Raw genomic sequence first — 25986 nt, 5'->3', positions numbered from 1 at the left:
CGGGATTCTCTTTTACTATGTAAAGAGGAAATAAAATGAAAAAATCAACCTTAGCTCTTTCCGTTGTTGCCGTACTTGGTGCGGTGGTAACAGGGGGAAGTTGGTACACGGGCAACCAAGTAGAGCAGAAATATCAGGAAATCCTACCGCTTGCTAACCAAAAATTAAAAGCGTTAGAGCAATACGGTATTCAAGCAGAAATGCAAAATCCGCAGTTTATCAAAGGCTTGTTTAGTTCTGATCTTAACTATGATCTGAAAGTTGAATTCCTTGAAGGTTCATCGAAAAGTTTCATTTTTAACGGGGCGGAAAAAATTTACCACGGGCCGTTGCCACTCAATCGTTTGCAAAAATTGAATTTTGTGCCTGTGTTGCTGAGTAGTGAAGGTCGCCAAACTAGCCAAGATAGCCGTCTTACCTCGATTTTTGGCGATAAAGCAATTATCACTTCGCAACTTGATGTTTCTTACGGTGGTGAATTGGATGCCGAAGCCAAAATCACCCCATTTAAAACCCCTGATAATCAGCTAGAAACTAGTGAGATTACGGTGAACGGAAATCAAAAAGGGGTTTCTGTTAAAACGGATTCTGCGAGGTTGGATAATGTTCAGATCGAGAATTTAGCCTATCAGTTGAAATTTGAAACTGATCCGAAATACCCTGCGATTCAACTGGGCGATGTTGAAGTGAAAATGGGAACTGTGCGGACGAATGATGAGGGTGGCAGTCTTGTTTTGGAAAATCTTAGCGTAAATGGCGAAACCAAAATCAAGCAAGGTAGAGCAGAGTCGAACGTGAAACTGAAAATGCAACCGAGAGTCGCGTTAGGAAATCAGCAGGAAAAAATCGGCAAAGTAAGTTTCGATCTTGATCTCAATTTGGATGCGGATAAATTGAATCGCTTATCGCAAATTTCGCCAAATCTCTTTGCCGCTGCCCAAATGCCAGAGGGTAGCCAAATTTTCGAAGAAATATTGGCAAATTCGCCAAAAGTGAAAGGGGATTTGGCGATCGAAAATGATCTCGGCAAAAATAAATTGTTGCTTGATATTCAATCAGGACAGCTTGATTCCAACAACACTCGCTATGATCTGAACGAATTTGTCAAATTGCTTAACGGCTCAAAAATTGAGCTAGATGTAAATAAACCTGCGTTAATTAAAGTGTTCAAGCCTTTTATCGCAGTCGATCTTAAAGATCTTGCAGCCGCCGAAGAGCTTGCTACCAATACTATCAACGAATTGCTTGATAAAGGCTCTCAAATGCAGTTGCTCAACGTTGAGGGCGACAAGGCGAAATTCCAGCTTGATATTGAAAATCAGCAAGTGAAATTAAACGATAAAGTCCTTTCCGATCAAGAACTGCAAGGCTATCTTTTAATGATAATGCTGGGCGGATCGCTCTTAAAATAACGTATTAAATTTGTGTAGCGTAAAACCATTTATGACTTTTGTGATAAATGGTTTTTTATTTTATGAGATAAATAAATTTTTTCACGGGGCGGTGGGGAATTTTTCGGCGAGAAAATCGTCTTTGTTTATGTAAATTGTTCGCATTTTGGCGGGATTAGGGCTGTCAGAAATAGACAAAATCAAGCAATTTTGGTATCTTGTGGCAAAATTTATCTACGTTTTTTTAACAAATTTTGTATTTTTTATAAAAAATGTTTAAAATCAACGGGATATTTCATTTTCAATGCGATAGCAGGAAATTTTGCTCGTTAAAGCGAACTGCAAGCGGGTAGATCTGTAAGTTTTTTGTTAAACGCTTTGATTAATATTTCAGCAAACGGTAAGCCTTTGGCTTATCATCATTTTTCACTCATAAACAAAGGAAAAGACTATGTCAGAGATGTTACGTTCGGACGTAGATCCAATCGAAACAAATGATTGGTTAGATGCGGTTAATTCATTAATTCGTGAAGAAGGTACAGAAAGAGCTCAATTTATCGTTGAGCAAGTGGTTAATCAAGCGCGTGCGGGCGGGGTTTCATTGCCGTCTGGCGTTACTACCGCTTATGTGAACACCATTCCTGTATCTGAGCAACCTGCTTATCCGGGCGATCACAAAATCGAACGCCGTATCCGTTCTGCGGTGCGTTGGAATGCCATTGCGATGGTATTGCGTAGCCAGAAGAAAGATTTGGATTTAGGTGGTCATATTTCGACTTTCCAATCTGCTGCGACAATGTATGAAGTGTGCTATAACCACTTCTTCAAAGCAGCAACCGAGAAAAACGGTGGCGATTTGATCTATTTCCAAGGCCACGCTGCACCAGGTATGTATGCCCGTGCGTTCCTTGAAGGTCGTTTAACCGAAGAACAACTCGACAATTTCCGTCAAGAAGCCTTTGTTGATGGCTTATCTTCTTATCCTCACCCGAAATTGATGCCAGAATTTTGGCAATTCTCTACCGTATCAATGGGTTTAGGTCCTGTGAATGCGATCTACCAAGCGCGTTTCTTAAAATATCTTGAAAATCGTGGCTTAAAAGATACCGCTGATCAAAAAGTGTATGCGTTCTTAGGCGACGGCGAGATGGACGAAATCGAGTCAAAAGGTGCATTAGCATTTGCGGCTCGTGAAGGCTTAGACAACTTAATCTTTACCGTCAGCTGTAACTTGCAACGCTTAGACGGCCCAGTAAACGGTAACGGTAAAATCGTTCAAGAATTAGAAGGCGTGTTTACCGGTGCGGGTTGGGAAGTGATCAAAGTTTTATGGGGTAGCGAGTGGGATAAACTCTTCGCCAAAGATACTTCGGGCAAACTCGCTCAGTTAATGATGGAAGTGGTTGATGGCGACTACTTAACCTTTAAATCAAAAGACGGTGCTTACATTCGTGAACACTTCTTCGGTCGCTATCCAGAAACGGCTGCATTAGTGGCAGATATGAGCGATGATGAAATCTGGAATTTACGTCGTGGTGCTCACGACAGCGAAAAACTTTACGCAGCTTATGCGAAAGCACAAAAAGCCACTAAACCTGTTGTAATCTTAGCTCAACAAGTTAAAGGTTATAAAATTCCAGAAGCGGAAAGTAAAAACACCGCTCACCAATCGAAAAAAATGTCATTAGAGAGCCTTAAAGGTTTCCGTGATTACTTTGAATTACCATTAACCGATGAGCAAGTGGAAAACCTTGAATACATCAAATTTGCCGAAGGTTCAGAAGAGTACAACTACTTGCACGGTCACCGTCAAGCGTTGAACGGTTATGTGCCAGCTCGCCGTCCGAAATTTAATGTGGAATACAAAGTACCAGCTCTCGAAGAATTCCAAGCGTTATTGGAAGAGCAACCGCGTGGCATTTCAACCACAATGGCATTCAGCCGTGCGTTAAATATCTTATTAAAAGATAAAAACATCGGTAAAACTATCGTGCCTATGATCGTGGACGAAGCGCGTACTTTCGGTATGGAAGGCTTATTCCGTCAAATCGGTATCTACAACCCACACGGTCAAAATTATGTGCCGTCAGATCGTGATTTAGTGGCTTACTACCGTGAAGCGAAGGACGGTCAAGTATTGCAAGAGGGTATCAACGAATTAGGTGGTGCAGCATCTTGGGTAGCAGCAGCGACTTCTTACTCAGTCAGCAACCAACCGATGATCCCATTCTTCATTTACTACTCAATGTTCGGTTTCCAACGTGTAGGTGATATGATGTGGCTCGCAGGCGACCAACTTGCCCGTGGCTTTATGGTGGGTGGTACATCAGGTCGTACAACCCTTAACGGCGAGGGCTTACAGCACGAAGACGGTCATAGCCATATCCAAGCGGGCATTATTCCTAACTGTATCACTTACGATCCGTCATTCGCCTTTGAAGTTGCGGTGATTATGCAAGACGGTATCAACCGTATGTACGGCGAAAAACAAGAAGATGTGTTCTACTATATGACCACATTGAACGAAGTAATGGATCAGCCAGCAATGCCAGCGGGTGCGGAAGAAGGTATCCGTAAAGGTCTTTACAAATTTGAAACCGTTCAAGGTAAAGGCAAAGGCCACGTTCAATTATTAGGTTCGGGTGCGATTATGCGTCATGTGCGTGAAGCGGCACAGATCCTTGCGAACGACTACGGCGTAACCTCTGATGTGTTCTCAGCACCGTCATTCAACGAGTTGGCACGTGAAGGTAACGATGCTATCCGTTGGAACTTGTTACACCCAACCGAGACCCCACGCGTGCCATACGTTGCCCAAGTGTTAGCGGATTTACCAACCGTGGCTTCAACGGACTATGTGAAACAATATGCGGATCAAATCCGTGCGTTCGTACCAAGCAAACACTACCACGTTTTAGGTACTGACGGTTTCGGTCGTTCAGACAGTCGTGCAAACTTGCGTGAACACTTTGAGGTGGACGCTCGTTATGTGGTGGTGGCTGCATTATCACAACTTGCCAAAGAAGGCACGGTGGAAACCAAAGTGGTGGCAGATGCCATTGCGAAATTCGGTTTGAACGTAGATCGTATTAACCCGTTATACGCATAACCTCTCAAAACTCTCTCCCAGTAATGGGAGAGAGACAGCGACAAATTGCGTTCAGCAATTTGTCGCAGAGAGAGGGAAAACAAGCGGTCAGTTTCGCAAAAATTTTTACTTATCTCACCGCTTGCCCTCTCCCTGATTTGACTTCTAAACGAAGTCAAATCTGTCCCTCTCCCGAAGGGCGAGGGTTATCGATAATAAGAAGGAACATAAAATGTCAAAACAAATTCAAGTGCCAGATATCGGTGGCGATGAAGTAACTGTAACCGAAGTAATGGTAAAAGTGGGCGACACGATTGCGGTCGATCAATCTATCATCAACGTTGAGGGCGACAAAGCCTCAATGGAAGTACCAGCACCAGAAGCCGGCGTGGTCAAAGAAGTATTAGTGAAAGTGGGCGATAAAGTTTCGACTGGCTCGCCAATGCTTGTATTAGAAGCAGGCGAAGCAGCCCCAGCTCAATCAGAAGCGAAAGAAGCAGCCCCTGCACCAGCAGCAACTGCATCAGCGGTGGTTGAAGTAAATGTACCAGACATCGGTGGCGATGAAGTAAACGTAACTGAAATTATGGTAAAAGTCGGCGACAGCGTTGAAGCAGAGCAGTCAATCATCAACGTTGAGGGCGACAAAGCCTCAATGGAAGTGCCAGCCCCATTCGCAGGTGTGGTAAAAGAGATCTTAATCAACGTGGGCGACAAAGTTTCCACGGGCAAATTGATTATGAAATTTGAAACTCAATCATCAGCCCCTGCAACTTCTGCACCTGTTCAAGCGGAAGCCGCACCACAAGCGGCGGCTTCTGCCGTGAAAGATGTAAACGTGCCAGACATCGGTGGCGATGAAGTGAACGTAACTGAAATTATGGTCAAAGTGGGCGACAGCGTAAGCGAAGAGCAATCGTTGATTACCGTTGAGGGCGACAAAGCCTCAATGGAAGTGCCTGCCCCATTTGCAGGTGTGGTGAAAGAGATCATCGTGAAATCTGGCGACAAAGTGAAAACTGGCTCGTTGATTATGCGATTTGAAGTGCAAGGAGCAGCCCCTGCCGCAGCACCACAAACTGCGGCACAAGCTCAACCAGTGGCAGCCCCTGCACCGCAAGCAGTAGCACCAGCAGCACAACCTGCTCAATCAGGCAACGTAGCAGGTTTAAGCCAAGAACAAGTGGTAGCAAGTGCAGGTTACGCACACGCAACCCCAGTGATCCGCCGTTTAGCACGCGAGTTCGGCATTAACCTTGACAAAGTGAAAGGCACAGGTCGCAAAGGTCGTGTGTTGAAAGAAGACATCGAGGCTTACGTTAAAACTGCGGTGAAAGTGTTTGAAGATGTTCAATCAGGCAAAGCACCTGCAGGCACAGGCGTGGCGAATGGTGCTGGCTTAGGCTTATTACCGTGGCCGAAAGTCGATTTCAGCAAATTCGGCGAAGTCGAAGAAGTTGAATTATCACGCATTAACAAAATTTCAGGTGCGAACTTACACCGCAACTGGGTAATGATTCCACACGTTACTCACTTCGACCGCACCGACATTACCGAGTTAGAAGAATTCCGCAAAGAGCAAAACAAACTCGCTGAAAAACAAAAACTCGATGTGAAAATTACCCCTGTGGTGTTCATTATGAAAGCGGCAGCGAAAGCGTTAGAAGCCTTCCCACGTTTCAACAGCTCGCTTTCAGAAGACGGTCAGCGTTTGACCCTCAAAAAATACATCAACATCGGTGTGGCAGTAGATACCCCGAACGGCTTAGTTGTGCCAGTGTTCAAAAACGTGAACAAAAAAGGCATTATCGAACTTTCACGCGAGTTAATGGAAGTGTCGAAAAAAGCCCGTGAAGGTAAATTAACTGCCTCTGATATGCAAGGTGGTTGCTTCACGATTTCAAGCCTTGGTGGTTTAGGTACAACCCACTTTACCCCAATCGTGAATGCCCCAGAAGTGGCGATCCTCGGTGTGTCAAAATCTGAAATGATGCCAGTTTGGAATGGTAAAGAGTTTACCCCTCGCTTAATGTTACCGCTTTCATTATCGTTCGATCACCGTGTGATTGACGGTGCAGACGGTGCGAGATTCATCAGCTACATCAACGGTGTACTTGCGGACATTCGCCGTTTAGTAATGTAATTAACAAGCGGTCGGATAAGCGAAAATTTCAGCGAATCTGACCGCTTGCAAAATCTCCCCCTAGCCCCTCTTTTGCAAAGAGGGGAGAATATTGAGGAATAAAAAATGAGCAAAGAAATTAAAACACAAGTGGTGGTGCTTGGTGCAGGTCCTGCGGGTTATTCTGCGGCGTTCCGTTGTGCTGACTTAGGTTTAGAAACCGTAATCGTAGAACGTTACTCAACCCTCGGCGGTGTGTGCTTAAACGTAGGTTGTATCCCGTCAAAAGCCTTATTGCACGTGGCGAAAGTAATTGAAGAAGCGAAACACGCAGACAAAAACGGCGTATTTTTTGGCGAGCCAACCATTGATTTAGACAAAGTGCGTGCAGGTAAAGATGCCGTGGTGGCGAAATTGACAGGCGGTTTGGCTGGAATGGCGAAAGCACGTAAAGTAACCGTGGTTGAGGGTTTGGCTTCATTCGTTGATCCAAACACCCTTGTGGCTCGTGATCGTGATGGCAACCCAACCACCATTAAATTTGATAATGCGATCATCGCTGCGGGTTCACGCCCAATTCAATTACCATTCATTCCACACGAAGATCCACGCATTTGGGATTCAACAGATGCCCTTAAATTAAAAGAAGTACCGAAAAAATTACTCATTATGGGCGGTGGCATCATCGGTTTAGAAATGGGTACGGTTTACCACGCCCTCGGTTCAGAAGTGGAAGTGGTGGAAATGTTCGATCAAGTTATCCCAGCCGCGGATAAAGATATGGTGCAAATCTACACCAAACAGATCGAGAAAAAATTCAAGTTAATGCTTGAAACCAAAGTAACCGCCGTTGATGCGAAAGATGACGGCATCTACGTTACAATGGAAGGCAAAGCGTGCAACGACACCAAACGCTATGATGCGGTGCTTGTCGCAATCGGTCGTGTGCCAAACGGCAAATTGATCGATGCAGGTAAAGCAGGCGTGAACGTGGACGAGCGTGGCTTTATCGCGGTAGATAAACAAATGCGTACCAACGTGCCACACATCTATGCGATCGGCGACATCGTTGGTCAGCCAATGTTAGCCCACAAAGGTGTTCACGAAGGCCACGTTGCGGCGGAAGTAATCGCAGGAATGAAACACTACTTCGATCCAAAAGTAATCCCGTCAATCGCCTACACCGAGCCAGAAGTCGCGTGGGTGGGTAAAACCGAGAAAGAGTGTAAGCAAGAAGGCTTAAACTACGAAGTGGCGAAATTCCCGTGGGCAGCATCAGGTCGTGCGATTGCGTCTGAATGTTCAGAGGGTATGACCAAACTCATCTTCGACAAAGACACTCACCGCATTCTTGGTGGTGCGATTGTTGGTGCGAACGGTGGCGAATTACTCGGCGAAATCGGCTTGGCAATCGAAATGGGTTGCGATGCAGAAGATATCGCTTTAACAATCCACGCTCACCCAACCCTACACGAATCAGTTGGCTTAGCTGCCGAAGTATTTGAAGGTTCGGTAACCGATCTACCAAACCCAAAAGCGAAGAAAAAATAATTTTCGTTAAATAACATAAAACCGCCTGAAAGGGCGGTTTTTTTATGATTTGAAATCAGTGAGCATAGTGAAAATTTTGTGAAATCCCACCGCTTGCATCACTAAATATGATGCACCACCAACTTTTTCCCTTGGTAATCCAACACTTCCGCATCGAGGTTGAACACGGTTTTGAGGGTTTGGGGGGTGATGAGGTCGTTGGGGTTGCCGCTCATAATGATTTCGCCGTCTTTCATTGCGACAATAGTGTCGGCGTAGGCGGCTGCCATATTGATGTCGTGCACTACCATTACGGTGGTCAGTTGCAGTTCGTCCGTGAGTTTGCGTAGCAGTCGCATTAGCTCACGAGCGTGGAACATATCGAGGTTGTTGAGGGGTTCATCAAGCAGAACGTGGCTGGTTTGTTGGCAGAAGGTCATTGCGATCAACGCCCGTTGCCGTTGTCCGCCCGAGAGTTCGCTCAAATAGCGGTCGGCAAACGCCGTGAGTTCAAAACGGTCGAGGGCGTGGGCGACAATTTGGCGATCCTGTTCTTGAATTTTGCCCTGATGATGGGGATAACGCCCGAACATCAGCAGATCCTGCACCGTAATGCGGCTATGAATGGCGTTATCTTGGGTCAAAATCGCCAGATGTTGGGCGATAGTGCGAGAGGGCGTTGTGGCAATATCCATTTGGTCGATCAGAATTTGCCCCTGCTGGATCGGTTGTAACCGTGCGATCAGCGAGAGCAGGGTCGATTTGCCCGCCCCATTTGCCCCAATCAAGGCGGTAATCCCGCCGTTAGGAATGGTTAAGTTGATATTATTTAGGATAGTCGCATTGCCGATTTTATGCTGTATATTATTGATTTTAATCATTATTTTTTCCGTCTAAGCATTAAATAGATAAACACCAAACCGCCGACAAATTCGATCACCACACTCAACACCCCTTGCAATTTCATCACTTGTTCAAACAGGGCTTGCCCTGCCACGAGGGTGATCGCCGAAATGAGGAAGGTGAGCGGTAAGCGAATGTGATGATGAATGCTCGGGCTGATCGCATTGACAATCGCACACACCAACAAGCCGAGAAAGAGAATCGGTCCGACAAGGGCGGTGGAAACCGACACCAACACAGCACAACAAATCAGCAGCTGGCGAGAGAATTTGGCATAATCTAGCCCTAATCCGACCGCTTGATCCTTGCCGAGTAGCAACACATCGAGCTTGTGCCGTTGTTGCCACACCCAAATTAGGCTAAGGATCACAATCGCCCCACCAATCCAAAGTAAAGTTGGCTTTACGCTGGTAAATTGAGCGAAAGACGAACCTTGTGCCACCGCAAAATCATTCGGGTCGATCATTCGTTGTAGCAGATTATTCAAACTACGAAACAGCACGCCGAAAATCACGCCGACCAAAATCATTCGGGTCAGATCGCTATTTCTCTTGGTCAGGGTGCGAAACAGCAGTAGCGATCCGCCCAACATTAGCAAGGTTTCAAACAGAAATTTACCGCCGAGATCGAGCTGGGTAAAACCGATGCCACCAAACAAAAACACAAGGGTGGTTTGGGTGAGCAGATAAAGCGAGTCAAAGCCCAAAATGCTGGGGGTTAAAATTGGGTTGTGGGTGAGAGTTTGGAACAGCAGGGTCGAAACGCCGATAGTGTAGGCGATAATCAGCAACAGGGCTAATTTTTGCCCACGAAACGGCAGCACGAACGCCCATTTGCCGTTGCTGTTGTAGGTCATATAAAAGACGCACACGCCGAGTAAAATCAAGGCGAGCCAGCCAAACAAGCGGTAGGATTTGGTCATTTTTTCCCCCGAAACAGCAAATAGAGAAAGATGAGCGTGCCACACACGCCGAAAATGGTCGAAATCGGCACTTCAAACGGGGCGTTGACCACCCGTCCGAGCATATCGCAAATCAGCACAAGGGTTGCCCCGAATAGGGCGACCGCAGGCAAGTTTTGACGAAGTCGGTCGCCTGCCAAGCGTGAAATAATGTTCGGCACGACCAAGCCGATAAAGGGAATTTGCCCGACCGTTACCACCACCACGGCGGTAATCATCGCCACCACAATCAGAGCGAGCCACGTCATCTGTTGATAATTGATGCCGAGGCTGGTGCTGATATTCCGCCCTAGCCCTGCGATACTGAGCTGATCCGCCATTAAATAGACCACCAACGCCAAGCCAGCTGTCAGCCAGAGCAGTTCATATCGCCCCGACAGCACCCCCGAAAAATCGCCCGCAAACCAGACCGAAACCAGTTGTAGCATATCCGTTTGGTAGCCAATAAAGGTCGTTACAGCCTCAATCACATTGCCGAACACAATTCCAATCAGCGGTAGCATCAGTTGTTGATGAGGGGGAAGCTGGCGAATGAGCAACATAAAAATCCCCATTCCGAGCAGGGCAGACAGGGTAGCCAGCGACATTTTGACGATCAACGCCGAAGCAGGAAAAAAGAGGCTGGCGAGCAGAATCCCGACCGCGGCACTTTGGCTTGCCCCGATCATACTCGGCTCGATAAAACGGTTTTTCAGCACAATTTGCAACACCATTCCAGCAATGCTGAGGGTTGCCCCCACTAAAATGATCGCCAAGGTGCGAGGAATACGGCTCACGAGCAACAGCTGCAACTGCTCAGGATTTTGCCACACCTGCGACCAATTAAAATCCGCCACCCCAATCGCCATACTGATTGGGCAGAGGATTAACAAAAGAAGAAAGCTGAGTTGGTTTAATGATAATTTCATTAGAAAGATAAATTATCCCCTCTACCGCTTGCGGGAGAGGGACAGATTTTTCTTCGTTAAGAAGAAAAATCAGGGAGAGGGAAAAATTAGCGGAAATCCTACCGCTTGTTCCCTCTCTCTGCCAAAAATGCTGAACGCATTTTTTGCTGTCTCTCTCCCACAAGTGGGCGAGAGTTGATAAAAATAGGGCGTGAAGCTCACGCCCAAGATTTTATGATGGATTATTTTTTCTCAAACGCCGTTTTAATTGCCGTTAAATCTTGCTTGATCTGTTCCACGCCACCTGGTGCGAGGTAAGAGGCACTGCTGAGGTAAACCACTTGCCCATTTTTCCACGCTTTGGTTTGACGCACGAGATCGTTATCCAACACCTCTTTCGCCGATTGACCTTCCTCGCCAACCGCCGCAATGCGGTCTAACACGAATAACCAATCTGGGTTGAGTTTTTGGATAAATTCAAAGCTAATCGGCTGACCGTGTCCAGCGGATTTGATCGTCTCGTCCGCCATTGGTACGCCTAAATCGTTGTGAATCCAACTTAAACGATAACCGCTACCAAACGCCGATACTTTTCCGCCGTTCACGAGAATGATTAAACCGTTACCTTTGCCTTTCACCGCTTCTTTGGTTTGGTTGAACAGGGTTTCCACTTCGCCTTTCAATTTTGCAGCATCGGCTTCTTTATCGAATAATTTACCGAAACTGTCGATACGGGTTAAACCGCTCTCGATCAACTTATCGCCGTTGTCGGTTAAATCAATGGTCGGGGCGAGGGCTTTCACATCGTCAAATTTCTTCGCCGAACGTGTGCCGACAATGATTAAATCAGGCTGTAATTCATTCAACGCTTCTAAGTTTGGCTCGAACAATGTGCCGACTTTTTTCGATTGAGCAAAAGTCGGTTCAAGGTAAGGCAAGGCTTTCACTGCATCAGGGGTGGCATCCACTTTCACGCCCAACGCCTGCAAGGTATCAAGGCTACCCGTATCAAACACCGCAATTTTCTTCGGTGGGGCTTGAAGCGTAACCTCGCCACGAGCGGTTGGAATCGTAACATCTTTTGCCAACGCCGAAGCGGTAAACGCCGCTACTGCCGTTAAAGTGAAAAGTGCTTTTCTTAACATAGAAACTCCTTTTAGTTTTTAGTGAGAATAATTCGCAAATCATTTTAGCGGATTTTGCAAAAGAAGAAAGCACAAAATGCAAAAATAAGTAAGCTTTTTGTAAAGAGGTTAGCTATACAAAGATAAAAGCCCTGAAATTACAGGGCTTAAAGTGATTTTTGAAATGTTATGAAAAACAATGAAATGCAGGAAAATTATTCCCACTCGATTGTCGCTGGCGGTTTTCCGCTGACATCGTAAACCACGCGAGAAATGCCGTTTACTTCGTTGATGATGCGGTTTGACACTTTGCCGAGTAAATCATACGGCAGGTGAGCCCAGTGGGCGGTCATAAAGTCGATAGTTTCGACCGCACGCAGGGAAACAACCCAGTCGTATTTGCGACCATCGCCCATTACGCCGACCGATTTAACTGGCAGGAAGACGGTAAAGGCTTGGCTGACTTTTTGATACCAACCCGATTTGTGCAATTCTTCGATAAAGATCGCATCGGCTTTGCGCAACAGATCGCAGTACTCTTTTTTGATCTCGCCTAACACTCGCACCCCTAAGCCTGGGCCGGGGAATGGGTGGCGGTTGATCATTTCCGCTGGCAAGCCAAGTGCCAAGCCGATTTTACGCACTTCATCTTTGAACAATTCACGCAGCGGTTCAACTAAGCCAAGTTTCATATAGTCCGGTAAACCGCCAACATTGTGGTGTGATTTGATCACGTGAGCTTTGCCCGTTTTGCTCGCCGCAGATTCAATCACATCAGGGTAGATCGTGCCTTGGGCGAGCCATTTTACGCTGGTCAATTTTTTCGATTCATCATCGAAAACGTCCACGAACACTTTGCCGATGGTTTTGCGTTTCGCTTCTGGGTCGGCAATGCCGTTCAGTGCGTTTAAGAAACGATCTTCCGCATTAACGTGGATAATGTTCAAGCCGAATTTATCGCCGAACATTTCCATTACTTGTTCTGCTTCGTTGAGGCGAAGCAAGCCGTTATCCACGAAAACGCAGTGCAAGTTTTTGCCGATCGCACGGTGCAACAAGAGTGCGGTTACCGAAGAGTCCACGCCCCCCGATAAACCCAAAATTACCTCGTCATCGCCCACTTGCTCTTTAATGCGAGCTACTGCGTCTTCGATAATGTTTTCGGCAGTCCATTTACGTTCGCAGCCACAAATTCCCACCACAAAATTGGTTAATAATTCCAAACCGCTTTTGGTGTGGGTAACTTCGGGGTGGAACTGCACGCCATAGAAACGGCGACTTTCGTCCGACATCGCTGCAATCGGACAGGTTGGGGTAACGCCGGTAATTTGGAAGCCAGCAGGTAGGCGAGTAACTTTATCGCCGTGGCTCATCCAAACGTCTAATTTCGGGGTGCAAGCGGTGAGATCATCGTTTAATTTTGCAAATAACGCATCACTGGCTTGCAATTCCACGGCAGCGTAGCCAAACTCACGGTGATCAGAAGTTTCGGTTAAACCGCCCAACTGCATCGCCATTGTTTGCATACCGTAGCAAATCCCTAGCACTGGCACGCCAGCGTTAAACACATATTCAGGGGCACGAGGGCTACCTGCTTCGGTGGTGCTTTCAGGCCCGCCTGAAAGAATGATCCCCGTAGGGTTAAATTCACGGATCTGTGCTTCGGTAACGTCCCACGCCCAAAGTTCGCAGTAAACCCCAATCTCACGCACTCGGCGTGCGATCAGTTGCGTATATTGTGAACCGAAGTCCAAAATCAAAATTTTGTGGTTATGAATGTTTGTCATTGTTGCTCTCTATTGTGAAAAAATTCGGGGATATTTTAGTATAGTTAAATTATTCTACTCCACGTTCTCTAAGAATATCTCTAATTTCATTTAAAGCTTTTAAATGCTTTTGTTCATATTGGTTTGGCGTTAGATAAGCTCGTATAGAAAGTAGGCTGAATATAGCTCCAGGAAATGTATATATCCAATTTACAAAGTTAGAAAAATTCGGATCTTTATAATAACCATAAATAGCAGCTAGCAGTAATATAATAATTGAAAATATTACACATGGTTCCTTTTCTTTTTTTCTTCTTTGAGATTCCTTTTTAAGTTGATTTTGTCTAAATTCTCTTTCCTCAAATAGTTCTTCATCAGTACATTGGATATAAAGTTTTCCTATATTTGTATTATTATTTTCTTGAATAATAATATCACCTGTTCCAGAATGGTTAGCATCTCTAAATTTCATATAATAGCTCCGTTAAATATAAAGTATTTGTGTGAGATAATATTTCTAAATTGAATAATACAAGGGGACAGATTTGATGAAATTTCAAAAAATCTTACCCCTTGCATTGTTAGCTCAACCGATAATTCGGGGCTTCTTTGGTAATGGTTACATCGTGTACGTGGCTTTCTTTGATACCTGCACCGCTGATTCGTACGAATTGAGCTTTGGTGCGAAGATCTTCGATAGTGGCACAGCCGGTCAAGCCCATACAAGAGCGTAGGCCGCCCATTTGTTGGTGGATAATCTCTTTGAGGTAGCCTTTGTAGGGAATGCGTCCCTCAATGCCCTCTGGCACGAGTTTGTCGGCAGCATTGTCGGATTGGAAATAGCGGTCCGATGAGCCTTTTGACATCGCCCCGAGTGATCCCATTCCGCGGTAAGATTTAAATGCTCGTCCTTGGTAAAGCTCGATTTCGCCAGGGGCTTCTTCCGTGCCTGCGAACATTGATCCCACCATTACGCAGCTTGCCCCTGCGGCAATCGCTTTGGCGATGTCGCCTGAGTAGCGGATACCGCCGTCGGCGATCACAGGAATCCCACGCTCTTTCAAGGCTTCGGCAGCGTCTGCAATGGCGGTAATTTGAGGCACGCCCACGCCGGTTACGATTCGGGTGGTACAGATTGAGCCTGGCCCGATCCCCACTTTTACTGCACTCGCCCCAGCGTCCGCAAGGGCAATCGCCCCCTCGGCGGTGGCAACGTTGCCTGCGATAATCGGTAAGTTTGGATATTTGGCTCGGGTTTCACGCACACGTTGTAGCACGCCCTCGGAATGACCGTGCGAGCTGTCGATTAACAACACGTCCACCCCTGCTTGCACAAGGGCTTCGATCCGTTCTTCGTTACCAGGGCCAGCACCCACCGCCGCTCCGACACGCAAACGCCCTAATTCATCTTTACAGGCGTTCGGTTTTTGTTCCGCTTTTTGGAAATCTTTAACGGTGATCATTCCTTTAAGTTGGAAATCATCATTTACCACTAGCACTTTTTCGACACGGTGTTGGTGCATTAAATCTAAAATTTGCTCACGCGACGCGTTTTCTTTGACGGTAACTAAACGCTCTTTCGGGGTCATCATTGAGGCAACGGTTTTGCTCAAATCTTTCACAAAACGGGTATCACGCCCTGTAATAATTCCCACTAAGTTACCGCTTGCATCGACCACAGGGTAGCCTGCGAAGCCGTTTTTCTTAGTTAATTCCGCCAATTCGGCAAGGCTAAGATCAGGGCTGACGGTGATCGGATCGGTAACTACACCGCTCTCAAATTTTTTCACTTTACGGACGCGATCCGCTTGGCGTTCAACGGACATATTCTTATGAATAAAGCCGATTCCGCCCTCTTGGGCAAGGGAAATCGCCAATTTGGTTTCGGTAACGGTATCCATCGCCGCCGAGAGCATTGGGATATTTAAGCGGATTTCTTTGGTAAGTTGGGTGGAAAGGTTGGCGGTGTTTGGAAGCACCGTAGAGTGGGCTGGAACAAGAAGAACATCATCAAAGGTTAATGCCTCTTGTTTAATTCGTAATGCCATTGCAATAGTTCCTTAAAAATAAAAAATGAAAGGGGAAAAATTGCGGGCGGATTATACAGATCTTCTCGCCTTTTGTAAATTTGAAAACGCAAACGGTTGCTGTTTTTTGAAAATAATTGGCGATTTTTTCGCTATCGTGTTTGGCTATCACAAAAATTTAACTATTCCATAAAGTTAAGGGCTTGAATCGCCCCAATTTGCCCTTACATTGTGCTAGACTTATCACTTTTGTAAAACCGTAAAAAGGAAGCAATGGGCAGAAAACGCAGTGCCAGTTCATCACGTTGGCTGGCGGAACATTTTAAGGATCAGTTCGTCCAAAAGGCACACAAGCAGAAATTGCGTTCCCGTGCCTATTTTAAATTAGATGAAATTCAACAAACCGACCGCTTGTTTAAGCACGGAATGACGGTGGTTGATCTCGGTGCCGCCCCTGGGGGCTGGTCGCAATATGTGGTAACGCAAATTGGCTCGAAAGGGCGAGTGATTGCCTGCGATATTTTGGATATGAACCCGATTGTCGGGGTCGATTTTTTGCAGGGCGATTTCCGTGAAGAAAGTGTGCTGAATGCGTTGCTGGAACGGGTTGGCGAGGGCAAGGTTGATGTGGTAATGTCGGATATGGCACCTAATTTCAGCGGAATGCCGTCCGTTGATATTCCCCGAGCGATGTATTTGGTGGAATTGGCGTTGGATATGTGTCGCCAAGTGTTAGCACCAAAAGGCAGTTTTGTGGTCAAAGTGTTTCAGGGCGAGGGCTTTGATGACTATCTCAAACAAATCCGCTCAATGTTTAGCACGGTAAAAGTGCGTAAGCCAGAGGCTTCCCGTGATCGTTCGCGAGAAGTGTATATTGTGGCAACAGGCTACAAAGGCTGATGCAAGCGGTCGGATTTGCGAGAATTTTTGCAAATTTTTCGCCAAATCCCACCGCTTTTGTAGTAATCTTTACAGGTTTTCAATGTTAAGAGGAAATCCATCTTGAACGATATGATTAAAAATATCCTGCTTTGGGTCGTGGTCGCCGTGGTGCTGATGACGGCATTTGAAGGATTTAACAACAACTTCGCGGGTGAAAACCGTGCGGCATATTCCACTTTTATTAGCGATTTAAAAGATAATCGCTTGAAAGAGGTGAATTTTGCCAGCGGCAGCGAAGTGATGACCATCACCAAAAATGACGGAGCGAAATACCAAACGGTGATGCCGATGTACGACCGTGATTTGCTCAACGATTTGTTGAAAAAGAACGTAACGGTGGTGGGCGAACCGCAGGAAAAACGTGGCATTTTTTCGCAGATTTTGATCTCGTGGTTCCCGATGCTGATGTTAATCGGCTTTTGGTTGTTCTATATGCGACAAATGCAGGGCGGTGGCGGACGCAACCCAATGAGTTTCGGCAAGAGCAAAGCGAAAATGCTCGCCCCAGACCAGATCAAAACGACTTTTGCTGATGTGGCAGGTTGCGATGAAGCGAAGGAAGAAGTTGCCGAAGTGGTGGATTTCCTCAAAGATCCGAGCAAATTCCAAAAATTGGGCGGACGGATTCCGAAAGGGATTTTAATGGTCGGCCCACCTGGGACGGGTAAAACCCTGCTTGCCAAAGCGATTGCTGGCGAGGCGAAAGTGCCGTTCTTCACAATGGCAGGTTCAGACTTCGTGGAAATGTTTGTCGGCGTGGGGGCTTCGCGTGTGCGTGATTTGTTCGAGCAAGCCAAGAAAAATGCCCCTTGTATCATCTTTATTGACGAGATCGACGCAGTCGGTCGCAAACGTGGTGGGGCTGGATTTAGCGGCGGTCACGATGAGCGTGAACAAACCCTCAACCAAATGTTGGTCGAAATGGACGGCTTTGAGGGCAGCGAGGGCGTGATTATCATTGCAGCGACTAACCGTTCTGATGTGTTGGATAATGCATTAACACGTCCAGGGCGTTTTGACCGTCAAGTGATGGTCGGTTTGCCAGACGTGAAAGGACGTGAGCAAATTTTGAAAGTGCATATGAAAAAAGTACCGCTTGCACCTGATGTTGATCCGATGATTATCGCACGCGGCACCCCTGGTTATTCAGGGGCGGAACTGGCGAATTTGGTGAACGAAGCCGCATTATTCTCGGCACGAGCCAATCAAAAAGTGGTCACGATGAATGATTTTGAAAAAGCGAAAGACAAAATCAATATGGGGCCAGAACGCCGTTCAATGGTAATGACCGAAGAGCAGAAAGAATCGACCGCTTACCACGAGGCAGGACACGCGATTGTGGGTTACCTAATGCCAGAACACGATCCCGTACATAAAGTAACCATTATTCCACGCGGGCGAGCATTAGGCGTAACTTTCTTCTTGCCAGAGGGCGACAAAATTAGCATTACCCACAAACAACTCGAAGGCAAACTCGCCAGCATTTACGGCGGACGTTTGGCGGAAGAGTTGATTTATGGCAAAGAGAACATCTCAACGGGGGCTTCTAGTGATATTCAAGTCGCCTCGGGCATTGCCCGCCGAATGGTAACGGAATGGGGCTTCTCGAAAAATCTCGGGCCAATTCTCTATAAAGAGGAAGAAGCATTCGCCCCGAAAGTAGTTTCCGAAGATACGGCGAAATTGATTGACGAAGAAGTGCGTGCGATCATTGAGCGTAACTACGAACGAGCCAGACAAACCTTGCTCGACAATATGGACATCTTACACGCAATGAAAGATGCCCTAATGAAGTACGAAACCATTGATATGCCACAAATCAAAAACTTAATGGAACGTAAACCTGTGGGCGAACCTGCTGGCTGGAATGATAACAATAACAGCAGTAGCAACGACCAAAATGGTACAACCACACTTGATGAAGAAGATAATAGTTCTACCTCAAATGTGAACCCACAGCCGAATGTGTAAGCGGTAAGTTCTCAAAAATAAAACCGAACAGCGAAAGTTGTTCGGTTTTTTTGTCTTTATACTATAAAAATAGTAAGTGTGATGTTCACAAGTTTTCTTTGTGATTTTTTAACCTAGACATTGTTCCCAATGAAAGTGTAATTTTTCCGAAAATGCTTAAAGTGCCGCTAATTTTGCACAAAAAATAGTTGAATTGCCTAAACTTTTAACACTCAAACGGAAATAATAAATTTTTTGAAAAAAAAAGGTTGCACGAAAAAATTTATCCCCTATAATGCACCACATCGAACGCGGGGTGGAGCAGCTTGGTAGCTCGTCGGGCTCATAACCCGAAGGTCGTTGGTTCAAATCCAGCCCCCGCAACCAGTTTTAAGGCTCATCGTCTTGGTCAAGACGGTGAGTTTTGTTTTATGGTGATTTTGCAAATTGGCAAAAATTTTCGTAAAACAAACCGCTTAAAGCCTCAATTTTGTTTGGGGCTTTTTTGTGGCTGGTACAATGTGAAACGTATCAAGAGAGCTGGTGAGGCTCTTTTTTTATACCTGTGATTTGGAGGAAGTTTTGGCAACCTTAGAACAAAAACTCGAAGATCTTGTATCAGGTACGATTGAATCTATGGGCTGTGAGCTTGTGGGGATTGAGTGCCAGCGTGCAGGGCGTTTTTTAACCGTGCGTCTTTATATTGACAAAGAGGGCGGTGTTACCATTGATGATTGCTCGGACGTGAGTCGTCAAGTGAGTGCGATTTTAGACGTGGAAGATCCGATTGCGGATAAATATAACCTTGAAGTGTCGTCCCCAGGTTTAGATCGCCCGCTGTTCACCCTTGCCCACTACGAGCGTTTTGTGGGGCGTGAGATTGTGATTCACTTACGCATTCCAATGTTCGATCGCCGTAAATGGCAGGGCAAACTTGAAAAAGTGGACGGGGATATGATTACCCTCACGGTGGATAACGAAGAACGTGCCTTTGCGTTCGGCAATATCCAAAAAGCGAACTTAATTCCGGTATTTAATTTTTAATTGTAAAGGTATCACGCAATGAGCAAAGAGATTTTATTAGCCGCCGAAGCGGTATCAAACGAGAAACAATTACCAAAAGATGCCATTTTTGAAGCCCTTGAAACAGCTTTGACGATTGCCACCAAAAAAAGCAAAGAATTTGATATTGATGTGCGTGTGGTGGTGGATCGTAAAACGGGCGATTTCCAAACCTTCCGCCGTTGGTTAGTGGTGGAAGAAGTAACCAATATGACCCGTGAAATCAGCCTTGAAGCGGCACAATTTGAAGATCCAAATGTGCAACTTGGTGATTTTGTGGAAGATGAAGTGGAATCCATCGAATTTGGTCGTGTGGCGATTCAGACGTTCGGTCAAGTAATCAAAACTAAAATCCGTGAAGCGGAACGCAACAAAATCATTGATGAATTCCGTGCTTACGAGGGCAAAATCATTACCGCAACCGTGAAGAAAGTAACCCGTGAGAGTATTTTCCTTGAATTAGCCGGCAAAACCGAAGACATCAAAGGCGAAGCGGTGATCGTGCGTGAAGATATGCTTCCGCGTGAGAATTTCCGCCCAGGCGACCGTGTGCGTGGTGTGCTATATGCGATCAAACCTGAATCAAAAGGTCCGCAACTTTTCGTAACGCGTTCTAAGCCGATTATGCTTGAACAGTTGTTCCGCCTTGAAGTGCCAGAGATCGGCGAAGAGTTGATCGAAATTAAAGGAGCTTCGCGTGATCCAGGTTCGCGAGCAAAAATTGCGGTGAAAAGCAACGATAAACGCATTGACCCAGTGGGTGCGTGCGTGGGTATGCGTGGGGCGCGTGTGCAAGCGGTAAGTAACGAGCTTGGCGGCGAGAAAGTGGATATCGTGCTTTGGGACGACAACCCAGCTCAATATGTAATCAATTCAATGGCACCAGCGGACGCCAGTTCGATTATGGTGGACGAAGCAAACCACTCAATGGATATTGCGGTGGAAGCGAGTGCCTTGGCACAGGCGATTGGTCGCAACGGTCAAAACGTGCGTTTGGCAACCCAATTAACGGGCTGGGCGTTAAACGTGATGACTACCGATGATCTTTCAGCAAAACATCAAGAAGAAGACGGCAAAGTGATTAAATTACTCGTGTCTGCGTTAGAAATTGACGAAGAGTTTGCCGAAGTGTTGATCGAAGAAGGCTTTACTTCGTTAGAGGCGATTGCTTACGCCCCAGTGAATATGATCACGGCGATTGATGGCTTAGAAGATGAAGACTTGGTGGAAGAGCTACAAAGCCGTGCCAAAAATGCGATTACCGCCCAAGCCCTCGCCGAAGAAGAAGCCTTGAAACAGGCGAAAATTGACGAGAAATTGCTCAACTTAGAGGGAATGGATCGCCACATTGCGTTCCGTTTGGCGGAAAAATCGATCACCACCCTTGAAGATCTTGCAGAGCAAGGCGTGGATGATTTGGCGGATATTGAAGAATTATCGGCAGAAAAAGCGGGCGAACTGATTATGGCGGCTCGTCAAATTTGTTGGTTTAGCTAAGAGAGGACACAACAATGACCGAAACAACAGAGAAAAAAGGCAAATTAACCTTAGGGCGAAAGAAAAATAACGATACGGTAAGCACCACCACTACCAGCGGCAAAACGCAAGCGGTGGAATTACATACTAAAAAGAAACCGATTGATCCCGAAGTGCTAAAAGCCCGTGCAGAAAAGGCAGAGAAAGAAGCCAAGGCAAAAGCCAAAGCGGAAGCGGAAAAATTAGCAGCTGAAAAAGCGGCAAAAGAACAAGCGGAAAAAGAAGCGAAAGCCAAAGCAGAAGCCGAGGCAAAAGCCGCCGAAGCTGCAAAACAAACGGCAGAACCGACCGCTAAAAAAGCCCACGCAATGCCGGTAATGCCAAACAGCAAGCCGAAAGCAGAGAAAAAAGCCGAAGAAAAACCTGCACCGAAAGCGGAAAAAGTGGTCGATGCAGAAAAAGAGGCGAAGAAAAAAGAAGAAGCGGAATTACGCCGTAAACAAGAAGCCTTGGCTCGCGAAAAAGCGGAAATGGACGCCAAACGTGCGGCAGAAAATGCACGCCGTTTAGCGGAAATTGAACGTGAAGAAGCCCAAGAAAATGGCGAAGATTTTGAAGACGACAAATTCACATCAAGCTACGCGAGAGAAGCCGAGCGTGATGCCGAACGCCGTAGTGAGGGCAATCGTGGCCGTGGTAAACCTGCGGTGGCAAAAGCGAAAAAAGGCGGTCGTGATGATGAAAGCAACAAAAACGAACGTCAATCGGATCGCCGTAATCAAAAAGATGCGAAAGGCAAGGGCAAACACGGCAAAAAAGGCAGTGCAATTCAGCAAGGCTTTACCAAGCCAGCCCAGCCTGTTACCCGTGATGTGGTGATCGGCGAAACCATTACCGTGGCGGAACTTGCCAACAAAATGGCAGTGAAAGCGACCGAAATCATCAAAACAATGATGAAAATGGGCGAAATGGTTACGATCAACCAAGTGATCGACCAAGAGACCGCACAATTAGTGGCGGAAGAAATGGGACACAAAGTGATCTTGCGTAAAGAGAACGAGTTGGAAGAATCGGTGCTCGAAGATCGTGATGTTCACGCCGAAAAAGTTACCCGTGCACCCGTGGTTACCATTATGGGACACGTTGACCACGGTAAAACTTCCTTGCTCGACTATATCCGTAAAGCGAAAGTGGCGGCAGGCGAGGCTGGCGGTATTACCCAGCACATTGGTGCCTATCACGTTGAAACCGATGATGGCAAGATGATTACCTTCCTCGATACCCCAGGACACGCTGCCTTTACCTCAATGCGTGCAAGGGGTGCGAAAGCGACAGATATCGTGGTGCTTGTGGTGGCAGCGGACGATGGCGTAATGCCGCAAACGATTGAAGCGATCCAACACGCCAAAGCGGCAGGTGTGCCAATGGTGGTGGCGGTGAACAAAATCGACAAACCAGAAGCCAACCCAGATCGTGTCGAAACCGAATTATTACAACACGATGTGATCGCGGAAAAATTTGGTGGCGACACCCAATTTGTGTATGTGTCAGCGAAAAAAGGGACAGGCGTGGACGAATTGCTTGATGCGATCTTGCTACAATCGGAAGTGTTAGAACTTTCGGCAGTGAAAGACGGAATGGCAAGCGGTGTGGTGATCGAATCTTACCTCGATAAAGGTCGGGGTCCAGTGGCGACAATCCTTGTCCAATCAGGGACGCTCAACCGTGGCGACATCGTCCTTTGCGGTTTTGAATACGGTCGTGTGCGTGCAATGCGTGATGAAAACGGTAAAGATATTGATGCCGCAGGCCCGTCAATCCCTGTTGAAGTGCTTGGTCTTTCAGGCGTGCCAGCCGCCGGTGATGAAGCGACCGTGGTGCGTGATGAGAAGAAAGCCCGTGAAGTGGCACTCTATCGTCAAGGTAAATTCCGTGAAGTGAAATTGGCACGTCAGCAAAAAGCGAAACTGGAAAATATGTTTAGCAATATGGCGGAAGGCGATGTGGCGGAATTGAACGTAATCGTGAAAGCGGACGTTCAAGGCTCGGTGGAAGCAATTTGCCAAGCGTTAATGGAACTTTCAACGGACGAAGTGAAAGTGAAAATCGTGGGTTCGGGCGTAGGTGGAATCACCGAAACCGATGCGACCCTCGCCGCCGCCTCAAATGCGATTATGGTTGGCTTTAACGTGCGTGCCGATGCGTCCGCCCGCCGTGTGATTGAAACCGAAAGCATTGATTTACGTTACTACTCAATCATTTACGAGTTGCTCAACGAAATCAAAGCGGCAATGAGCGGTATGTTACAACCTGAATTTAAACAAGAAATCATCGGACTTGCCGAAGTGCGTGATGTGTTCCGCCACCCGAAATTTGGGGCGATTGCAGGTTGTATGGTTACCGAGGGTATCGTGAAACGCAACAACCCAATCCGTGTCTTGCGTGATAACGTGGTGATCTTCGAGGGCGAATTGGAATCCCTACGCCGCTTCAAAGATGACGTATCCGAAGTGCGTAACGGTATGGAATGTGGTATCGGCGTGAAAAACTACAACGATGTCAAAGTCGGCGACCAGATCGAAGTGTTTGAAATCGTAGAAGTTAAACGCACGATCTAACCTGTGCAAGCGGTGGGATTGTGGAAAATTTTTACGAATCTTACCGCTTATTTTGGAACATATTTGGGACACGAGCATCGTGTCCCTACGTAGGGACGCCACGCTGGCGTCCTTAGCTTGAATTTGACGAAACCGCTCAACGCAAAATGACGGGGGATTTGTTTGAGCAATGATTAAAATGTAGGGGCGGATTTTATATCCGCCCTTAATAGCGAAAATTTCGTAAAATCTTACCGCTTACATTTTCCCTTATGGCTTTTAAAAATCCCAAAAGTCATAAGGAAAAATTCAGTTAAACTTAATGAGGAAAGCAAATGGCTTGGATTTATTTGATTTTAGCAGGGCTAATGGAAATCGGCTGGCCCGTTGGGTTGAAAATGGCACAACAGGCGGAAACCCGTTGGTTGGGGATTTTCGTAGCAATCACTTTTATGGCAGCCAGTGGTGCTTTATTGTGGTTAGCTCAACGCACCATTCCGATTGGCACTTCTTACGCCGTCTGGACAAGCATCGGGGCGGTGGGTACATTTTTAGTGGGCGTGATGTTTTATAACGACCCTGCTAATCTCGGCAAATACCTCGGCGTGTTGCTGGTGGTGGCGGGCGTGGTGGTGTTAAAACTATCCAGCTAATTGAGTGTCTATCCAAAAAGATGCCACGTTATCGTGGCATTATCCATTTTTTATTTAACCAAAAGAGAGAACAACAATGGCAAGAGAATTTAGCCGTGCCGACCGTGTGGCACAAGAATTACAAAAAGAGATCGCAATTATTTTGCAACGTGAAGTCAAAGATCCTCGGATCGGAATGGTAACGGTTTCCGATGTGGAAATCAGCCGTGATTTAGCCTACGCCAAAATTTTCGTTACGTTCTTATTTGATAACGATGAAAGTGCGGTGGCACGAGGTTTAGAGGGCTTGAACAAGGCTTCGGGCTACATTCGCACCCTTGTCGGCAAAGCAATGCGGTTACGCATCGTGCCAGAGTTGCGATTTGTTTACGATCAATCGTTAGTTGAGGGAATGAGAATGTCCAACCTCGTTACCAACGTGGTGCGTCAAGACCAAGCTCGCCACGTTGATGAGGGCGAGTAAGTGTCGAAACCACGCAAAAAATGGCGGGATATTCACGGCGTTTTTCTGCTGGATAAACCGCAGGGAATGTCGTCTAACGATATTTTGCAAAAGGTCAAACGCCTGTTTCAAGCCAATAAAGCAGGGCATACGGGGGCGTTAGATCCCCTTGCCACGGGAATGTTACCGATCTGCTTGGGCGAGGCGACCAAATTTTCGCAATTTTTGTTGGATTCCGACAAACGCTATCGAGTGATCGCCAAATTGGGCGAACGCACCGATACTTCGGACGCAGACGGTCAAGTGGTGCAAACCCGAGCGGTTGCGGTGGAACAAGCGGATATTTTGGCGGCGTTAGAGCCATTTCGAGGCGAGATTTTGCAAGTGCCGACAATGTTTTCCGCCCTCAAATATCAAGGCAAGCCCCTTTACGAATACGCCCGAGCAGGGATTACCGTTGAGCGAGAGGCTCGCCCGATTACGATTTTTGAGCTAACCTTTATCGATTATCAAGCCCCGTACTTAACCCTTGAAGTGCATTGTTCCAAAGGCACTTACATTCGTACGCTGGTGGACGATTTGGGCGAAGCCCTCGGTTGTGGGGCTCACGTTACAATGTTACGCCGTTTGGCGGTGGCAAACTATCCAATTGAAGCGATGATGAGCTGGGACGATTTGCAAAAATTTGCGGAAAACCAACCGCTTGCAGAGTTGGATCAGCATTTGTTACCAATGGATAGTGCCGTTTCCAGCCTGCCAAAATTGAGCCTGACCGCTGAGCAAACCAAAGCGGTGGGATTTGGTCAGCGAGTGAAATTCGACAATCCGCAACAATTACAAGGTTTGGTGCGACTTTTTTCCGACAACGATCAATTTCTAGGCGTGGCGGAAATTCGACAGGATAATGTGATTCGTCCTAATCGAATGGTGAATGTTTGATCGACTTTTCTTTCTTCACCTGTTTGGGTCGCAAGCATTGCGACCCTACGGTAGGGACGCCACGCTGGCGTCCTTTCCCTTAAAATTAACGAAACCGCTCAACGCAAAATGACGGGGAAATCAGTC

At 46.6% G+C, this 25986-nt stretch carries 19 protein-coding genes and 1 tRNA gene; 13 read left to right on the top strand and 7 right to left on the bottom strand.

What is annotated here, in order from left to right:
• The first annotated feature begins 35 nt into the window (after positions 1 to 35).
• The 4 genes from B0187_RS06165 (at position 36) to lpdA (ending at position 8152) form a co-directional block, all read left to right on the top strand.
• Positions 36 to 1412: a YdgA family protein gene (locus B0187_RS06165; RefSeq protein ID WP_078236985.1), complete on the top strand. Its 1377-nt coding sequence runs from the start codon at positions 36 to 38 to the stop codon at positions 1410 to 1412.
• 430 nt (positions 1413 to 1842) lie between these two features.
• On the top strand, positions 1843 to 4500 hold the full coding sequence (aceE, locus tag B0187_RS06160) for a pyruvate dehydrogenase (acetyl-transferring), homodimeric type (protein ID WP_078236984.1): 2658 nt from the start codon (positions 1843 to 1845) through the stop codon (positions 4498 to 4500).
• A 211-nt stretch (positions 4501 to 4711) separates the two neighbouring features.
• Positions 4712 to 6622, top strand: coding sequence for a pyruvate dehydrogenase complex dihydrolipoyllysine-residue acetyltransferase (aceF, locus tag B0187_RS06155; protein ID WP_078236983.1), 1911 nt, complete (start codon positions 4712 to 4714; stop codon positions 6620 to 6622).
• A 105-nt stretch (positions 6623 to 6727) separates the two neighbouring features.
• Complete coding sequence (gene lpdA / locus B0187_RS06150; RefSeq protein WP_078236982.1) at positions 6728 to 8152, top strand: dihydrolipoyl dehydrogenase; 1425 nt, start codon at positions 6728 to 6730, stop codon at positions 8150 to 8152.
• A 101-nt stretch (positions 8153 to 8253) separates the two neighbouring features.
• Here the strand turns inward: lpdA and B0187_RS06145 are convergent, their stop codons facing one another.
• The 7 genes from B0187_RS06145 to guaB all read right to left on the bottom strand — a co-directional run bounded on the left by B0187_RS06145 (position 8254) and on the right by guaB (position 15820).
• Entirely contained in the window at positions 8254 to 9012 is a 759-nt protein-coding gene (locus tag B0187_RS06145; RefSeq protein ID WP_078236981.1) for an iron ABC transporter ATP-binding protein, read from the bottom strand.
• Entirely contained in the window at positions 9012 to 9956 is a 945-nt protein-coding gene (locus B0187_RS06140; RefSeq protein ID WP_078236980.1) for an iron chelate uptake ABC transporter family permease subunit, read from the bottom strand. Before B0187_RS06140 ends, B0187_RS06145 begins: the two co-directional genes overlap by 1 nt.
• Entirely contained in the window at positions 9953 to 10903 is a 951-nt protein-coding gene (locus tag B0187_RS06135; protein ID WP_078236979.1) for an ABC transporter permease, read from the bottom strand. Before B0187_RS06135 ends, B0187_RS06140 begins: the two co-directional genes overlap by 4 nt.
• A gap of 221 nt (positions 10904 to 11124) precedes the next feature.
• Complete coding sequence (locus B0187_RS06130) at positions 11125 to 12027, bottom strand: siderophore ABC transporter substrate-binding protein (protein ID WP_078236978.1); 903 nt, start codon at positions 12025 to 12027, stop codon at positions 11125 to 11127.
• A gap of 194 nt (positions 12028 to 12221) precedes the next feature.
• The gene (gene guaA / locus B0187_RS06125) at positions 12222 to 13793 is read right to left on the bottom strand and encodes a glutamine-hydrolyzing GMP synthase (RefSeq protein WP_078236977.1); all 1572 of its coding nucleotides are present in this window, start codon (positions 13791 to 13793) and stop codon (positions 12222 to 12224) included.
• 49 nt (positions 13794 to 13842) lie between these two features.
• On the bottom strand, positions 13843 to 14244 hold the full coding sequence (locus tag B0187_RS06120; protein WP_078236976.1) for a hypothetical protein: 402 nt from the start codon (positions 14242 to 14244) through the stop codon (positions 13843 to 13845).
• 109 nt (positions 14245 to 14353) lie between these two features.
• Complete coding sequence (gene guaB, locus B0187_RS06115) at positions 14354 to 15820, bottom strand: IMP dehydrogenase (RefSeq protein ID WP_078236975.1); 1467 nt, start codon at positions 15818 to 15820, stop codon at positions 14354 to 14356.
• Positions 15821 to 16072: 252 nt separating this feature from the next.
• Here guaB and rlmE point away from each other — a divergent pair, with 252 nt between their 5' ends.
• The 9 genes from rlmE to truB all read left to right on the top strand — a co-directional run bounded on the left by rlmE (position 16073) and on the right by truB (position 25860).
• Positions 16073 to 16699: a 23S rRNA (uridine(2552)-2'-O)-methyltransferase RlmE gene (rlmE, locus tag B0187_RS06110; protein ID WP_078236974.1), complete on the top strand. Its 627-nt coding sequence runs from the start codon at positions 16073 to 16075 to the stop codon at positions 16697 to 16699.
• Between the two features lie 111 nt (positions 16700 to 16810).
• Positions 16811 to 18712 carry an ATP-dependent zinc metalloprotease FtsH gene (ftsH, locus tag B0187_RS06105; RefSeq protein ID WP_078237005.1) on the top strand — a complete coding sequence of 634 codons (1902 nt, stop codon included), beginning with the start codon at positions 16811 to 16813 and terminating at the stop codon, positions 18710 to 18712.
• 289 nt (positions 18713 to 19001) lie between these two features.
• Positions 19002 to 19078, top strand: a tRNA-Met gene (locus B0187_RS06100).
• 195 nt (positions 19079 to 19273) lie between these two features.
• Positions 19274 to 19735 carry a ribosome maturation factor RimP gene (rimP, locus tag B0187_RS06095; protein ID WP_078236973.1) on the top strand — a complete coding sequence of 154 codons (462 nt, stop codon included), beginning with the start codon at positions 19274 to 19276 and terminating at the stop codon, positions 19733 to 19735.
• An 18-nt stretch (positions 19736 to 19753) separates the two neighbouring features.
• Complete coding sequence (nusA, locus tag B0187_RS06090) at positions 19754 to 21250, top strand: transcription termination factor NusA (protein WP_078236972.1); 1497 nt, start codon at positions 19754 to 19756, stop codon at positions 21248 to 21250.
• Positions 21251 to 21264: 14 nt separating this feature from the next.
• Positions 21265 to 23847, top strand: a complete 2583-nt coding sequence (gene infB, locus B0187_RS06085) for a translation initiation factor IF-2 (protein WP_078236971.1) — start codon at positions 21265 to 21267, stop codon at positions 23845 to 23847.
• Between the two features lie 314 nt (positions 23848 to 24161).
• A complete protein-coding gene (locus B0187_RS06080; protein ID WP_078236970.1) occupies positions 24162 to 24479 on the top strand; it encodes a DMT family transporter in 318 nt (105 codons plus the stop codon).
• Between the two features lie 76 nt (positions 24480 to 24555).
• The gene (gene rbfA / locus B0187_RS06075; protein ID WP_078236969.1) at positions 24556 to 24942 is read left to right on the top strand and encodes a 30S ribosome-binding factor RbfA; all 387 of its coding nucleotides are present in this window, start codon (positions 24556 to 24558) and stop codon (positions 24940 to 24942) included.
• The gene (gene truB, locus B0187_RS06070; RefSeq protein WP_078236968.1) at positions 24943 to 25860 is read left to right on the top strand and encodes a tRNA pseudouridine(55) synthase TruB; all 918 of its coding nucleotides are present in this window, start codon (positions 24943 to 24945) and stop codon (positions 25858 to 25860) included.
• The last annotated feature ends 126 nt before the right edge of the window (positions 25861 to 25986 follow it).

It is taken from the genome of Haemophilus paracuniculus, from assembly GCF_002015115.1.
In the GTDB taxonomy this organism is placed as follows: Bacteria; Pseudomonadota; Gammaproteobacteria; order Enterobacterales; family Pasteurellaceae; genus Haemophilus_E; species Haemophilus_E paracuniculus.
This window is presented reverse-complemented; position numbering and strand designations above follow the sequence as displayed.

Excerpts from the sequence above, each read along its gene's own strand:
- B0187_RS06165 (WP_078236985.1), top strand. The coding sequence starts at position 36 with ATGAAAAAATCAACCTTAGCTCTTTCCGTTGTTGCCGTACTTGGTGCG.
- aceE (WP_078236984.1), top strand. The coding sequence starts at position 1,843 with ATGTCAGAGATGTTACGTTCGGACGTAGATCCAATCGAAACAAATGAT.
- aceF (WP_078236983.1), top strand. The coding sequence starts at position 4,712 with ATGTCAAAACAAATTCAAGTGCCAGATATCGGTGGCGATGAAGTAACT.
- lpdA (WP_078236982.1), top strand. The coding sequence starts at position 6,728 with ATGAGCAAAGAAATTAAAACACAAGTGGTGGTGCTTGGTGCAGGTCCT.
- B0187_RS06145 (WP_078236981.1), bottom strand. The coding sequence starts at position 9,012 with ATGATTAAAATCAATAATATACAGCATAAAATCGGCAATGCGACTATC.
- B0187_RS06140 (WP_078236980.1), bottom strand. The coding sequence starts at position 9,956 with ATGACCAAATCCTACCGCTTGTTTGGCTGGCTCGCCTTGATTTTACTC.
- B0187_RS06135 (WP_078236979.1), bottom strand. The coding sequence starts at position 10,903 with ATGAAATTATCATTAAACCAACTCAGCTTTCTTCTTTTGTTAATCCTC.
- B0187_RS06130 (WP_078236978.1), bottom strand. The coding sequence starts at position 12,027 with ATGTTAAGAAAAGCACTTTTCACTTTAACGGCAGTAGCGGCGTTTACC.
- guaA (WP_078236977.1), bottom strand. The coding sequence starts at position 13,793 with ATGACAAACATTCATAACCACAAAATTTTGATTTTGGACTTCGGTTCA.
- B0187_RS06120 (WP_078236976.1), bottom strand. The coding sequence starts at position 14,244 with ATGAAATTTAGAGATGCTAACCATTCTGGAACAGGTGATATTATTATT.
- guaB (WP_078236975.1), bottom strand. The coding sequence starts at position 15,820 with ATGGCATTACGAATTAAACAAGAGGCATTAACCTTTGATGATGTTCTT.
- rlmE (WP_078236974.1), top strand. The coding sequence starts at position 16,073 with ATGGGCAGAAAACGCAGTGCCAGTTCATCACGTTGGCTGGCGGAACAT.
- ftsH (WP_078237005.1), top strand. The coding sequence starts at position 16,811 with ATGATTAAAAATATCCTGCTTTGGGTCGTGGTCGCCGTGGTGCTGATG.
- nusA (WP_078236972.1), top strand. The coding sequence starts at position 19,754 with ATGAGCAAAGAGATTTTATTAGCCGCCGAAGCGGTATCAAACGAGAAA.
- infB (WP_078236971.1), top strand. The coding sequence starts at position 21,265 with ATGACCGAAACAACAGAGAAAAAAGGCAAATTAACCTTAGGGCGAAAG.
- B0187_RS06080 (WP_078236970.1), top strand. The coding sequence starts at position 24,162 with ATGGCTTGGATTTATTTGATTTTAGCAGGGCTAATGGAAATCGGCTGG.
- rbfA (WP_078236969.1), top strand. The coding sequence starts at position 24,556 with ATGGCAAGAGAATTTAGCCGTGCCGACCGTGTGGCACAAGAATTACAA.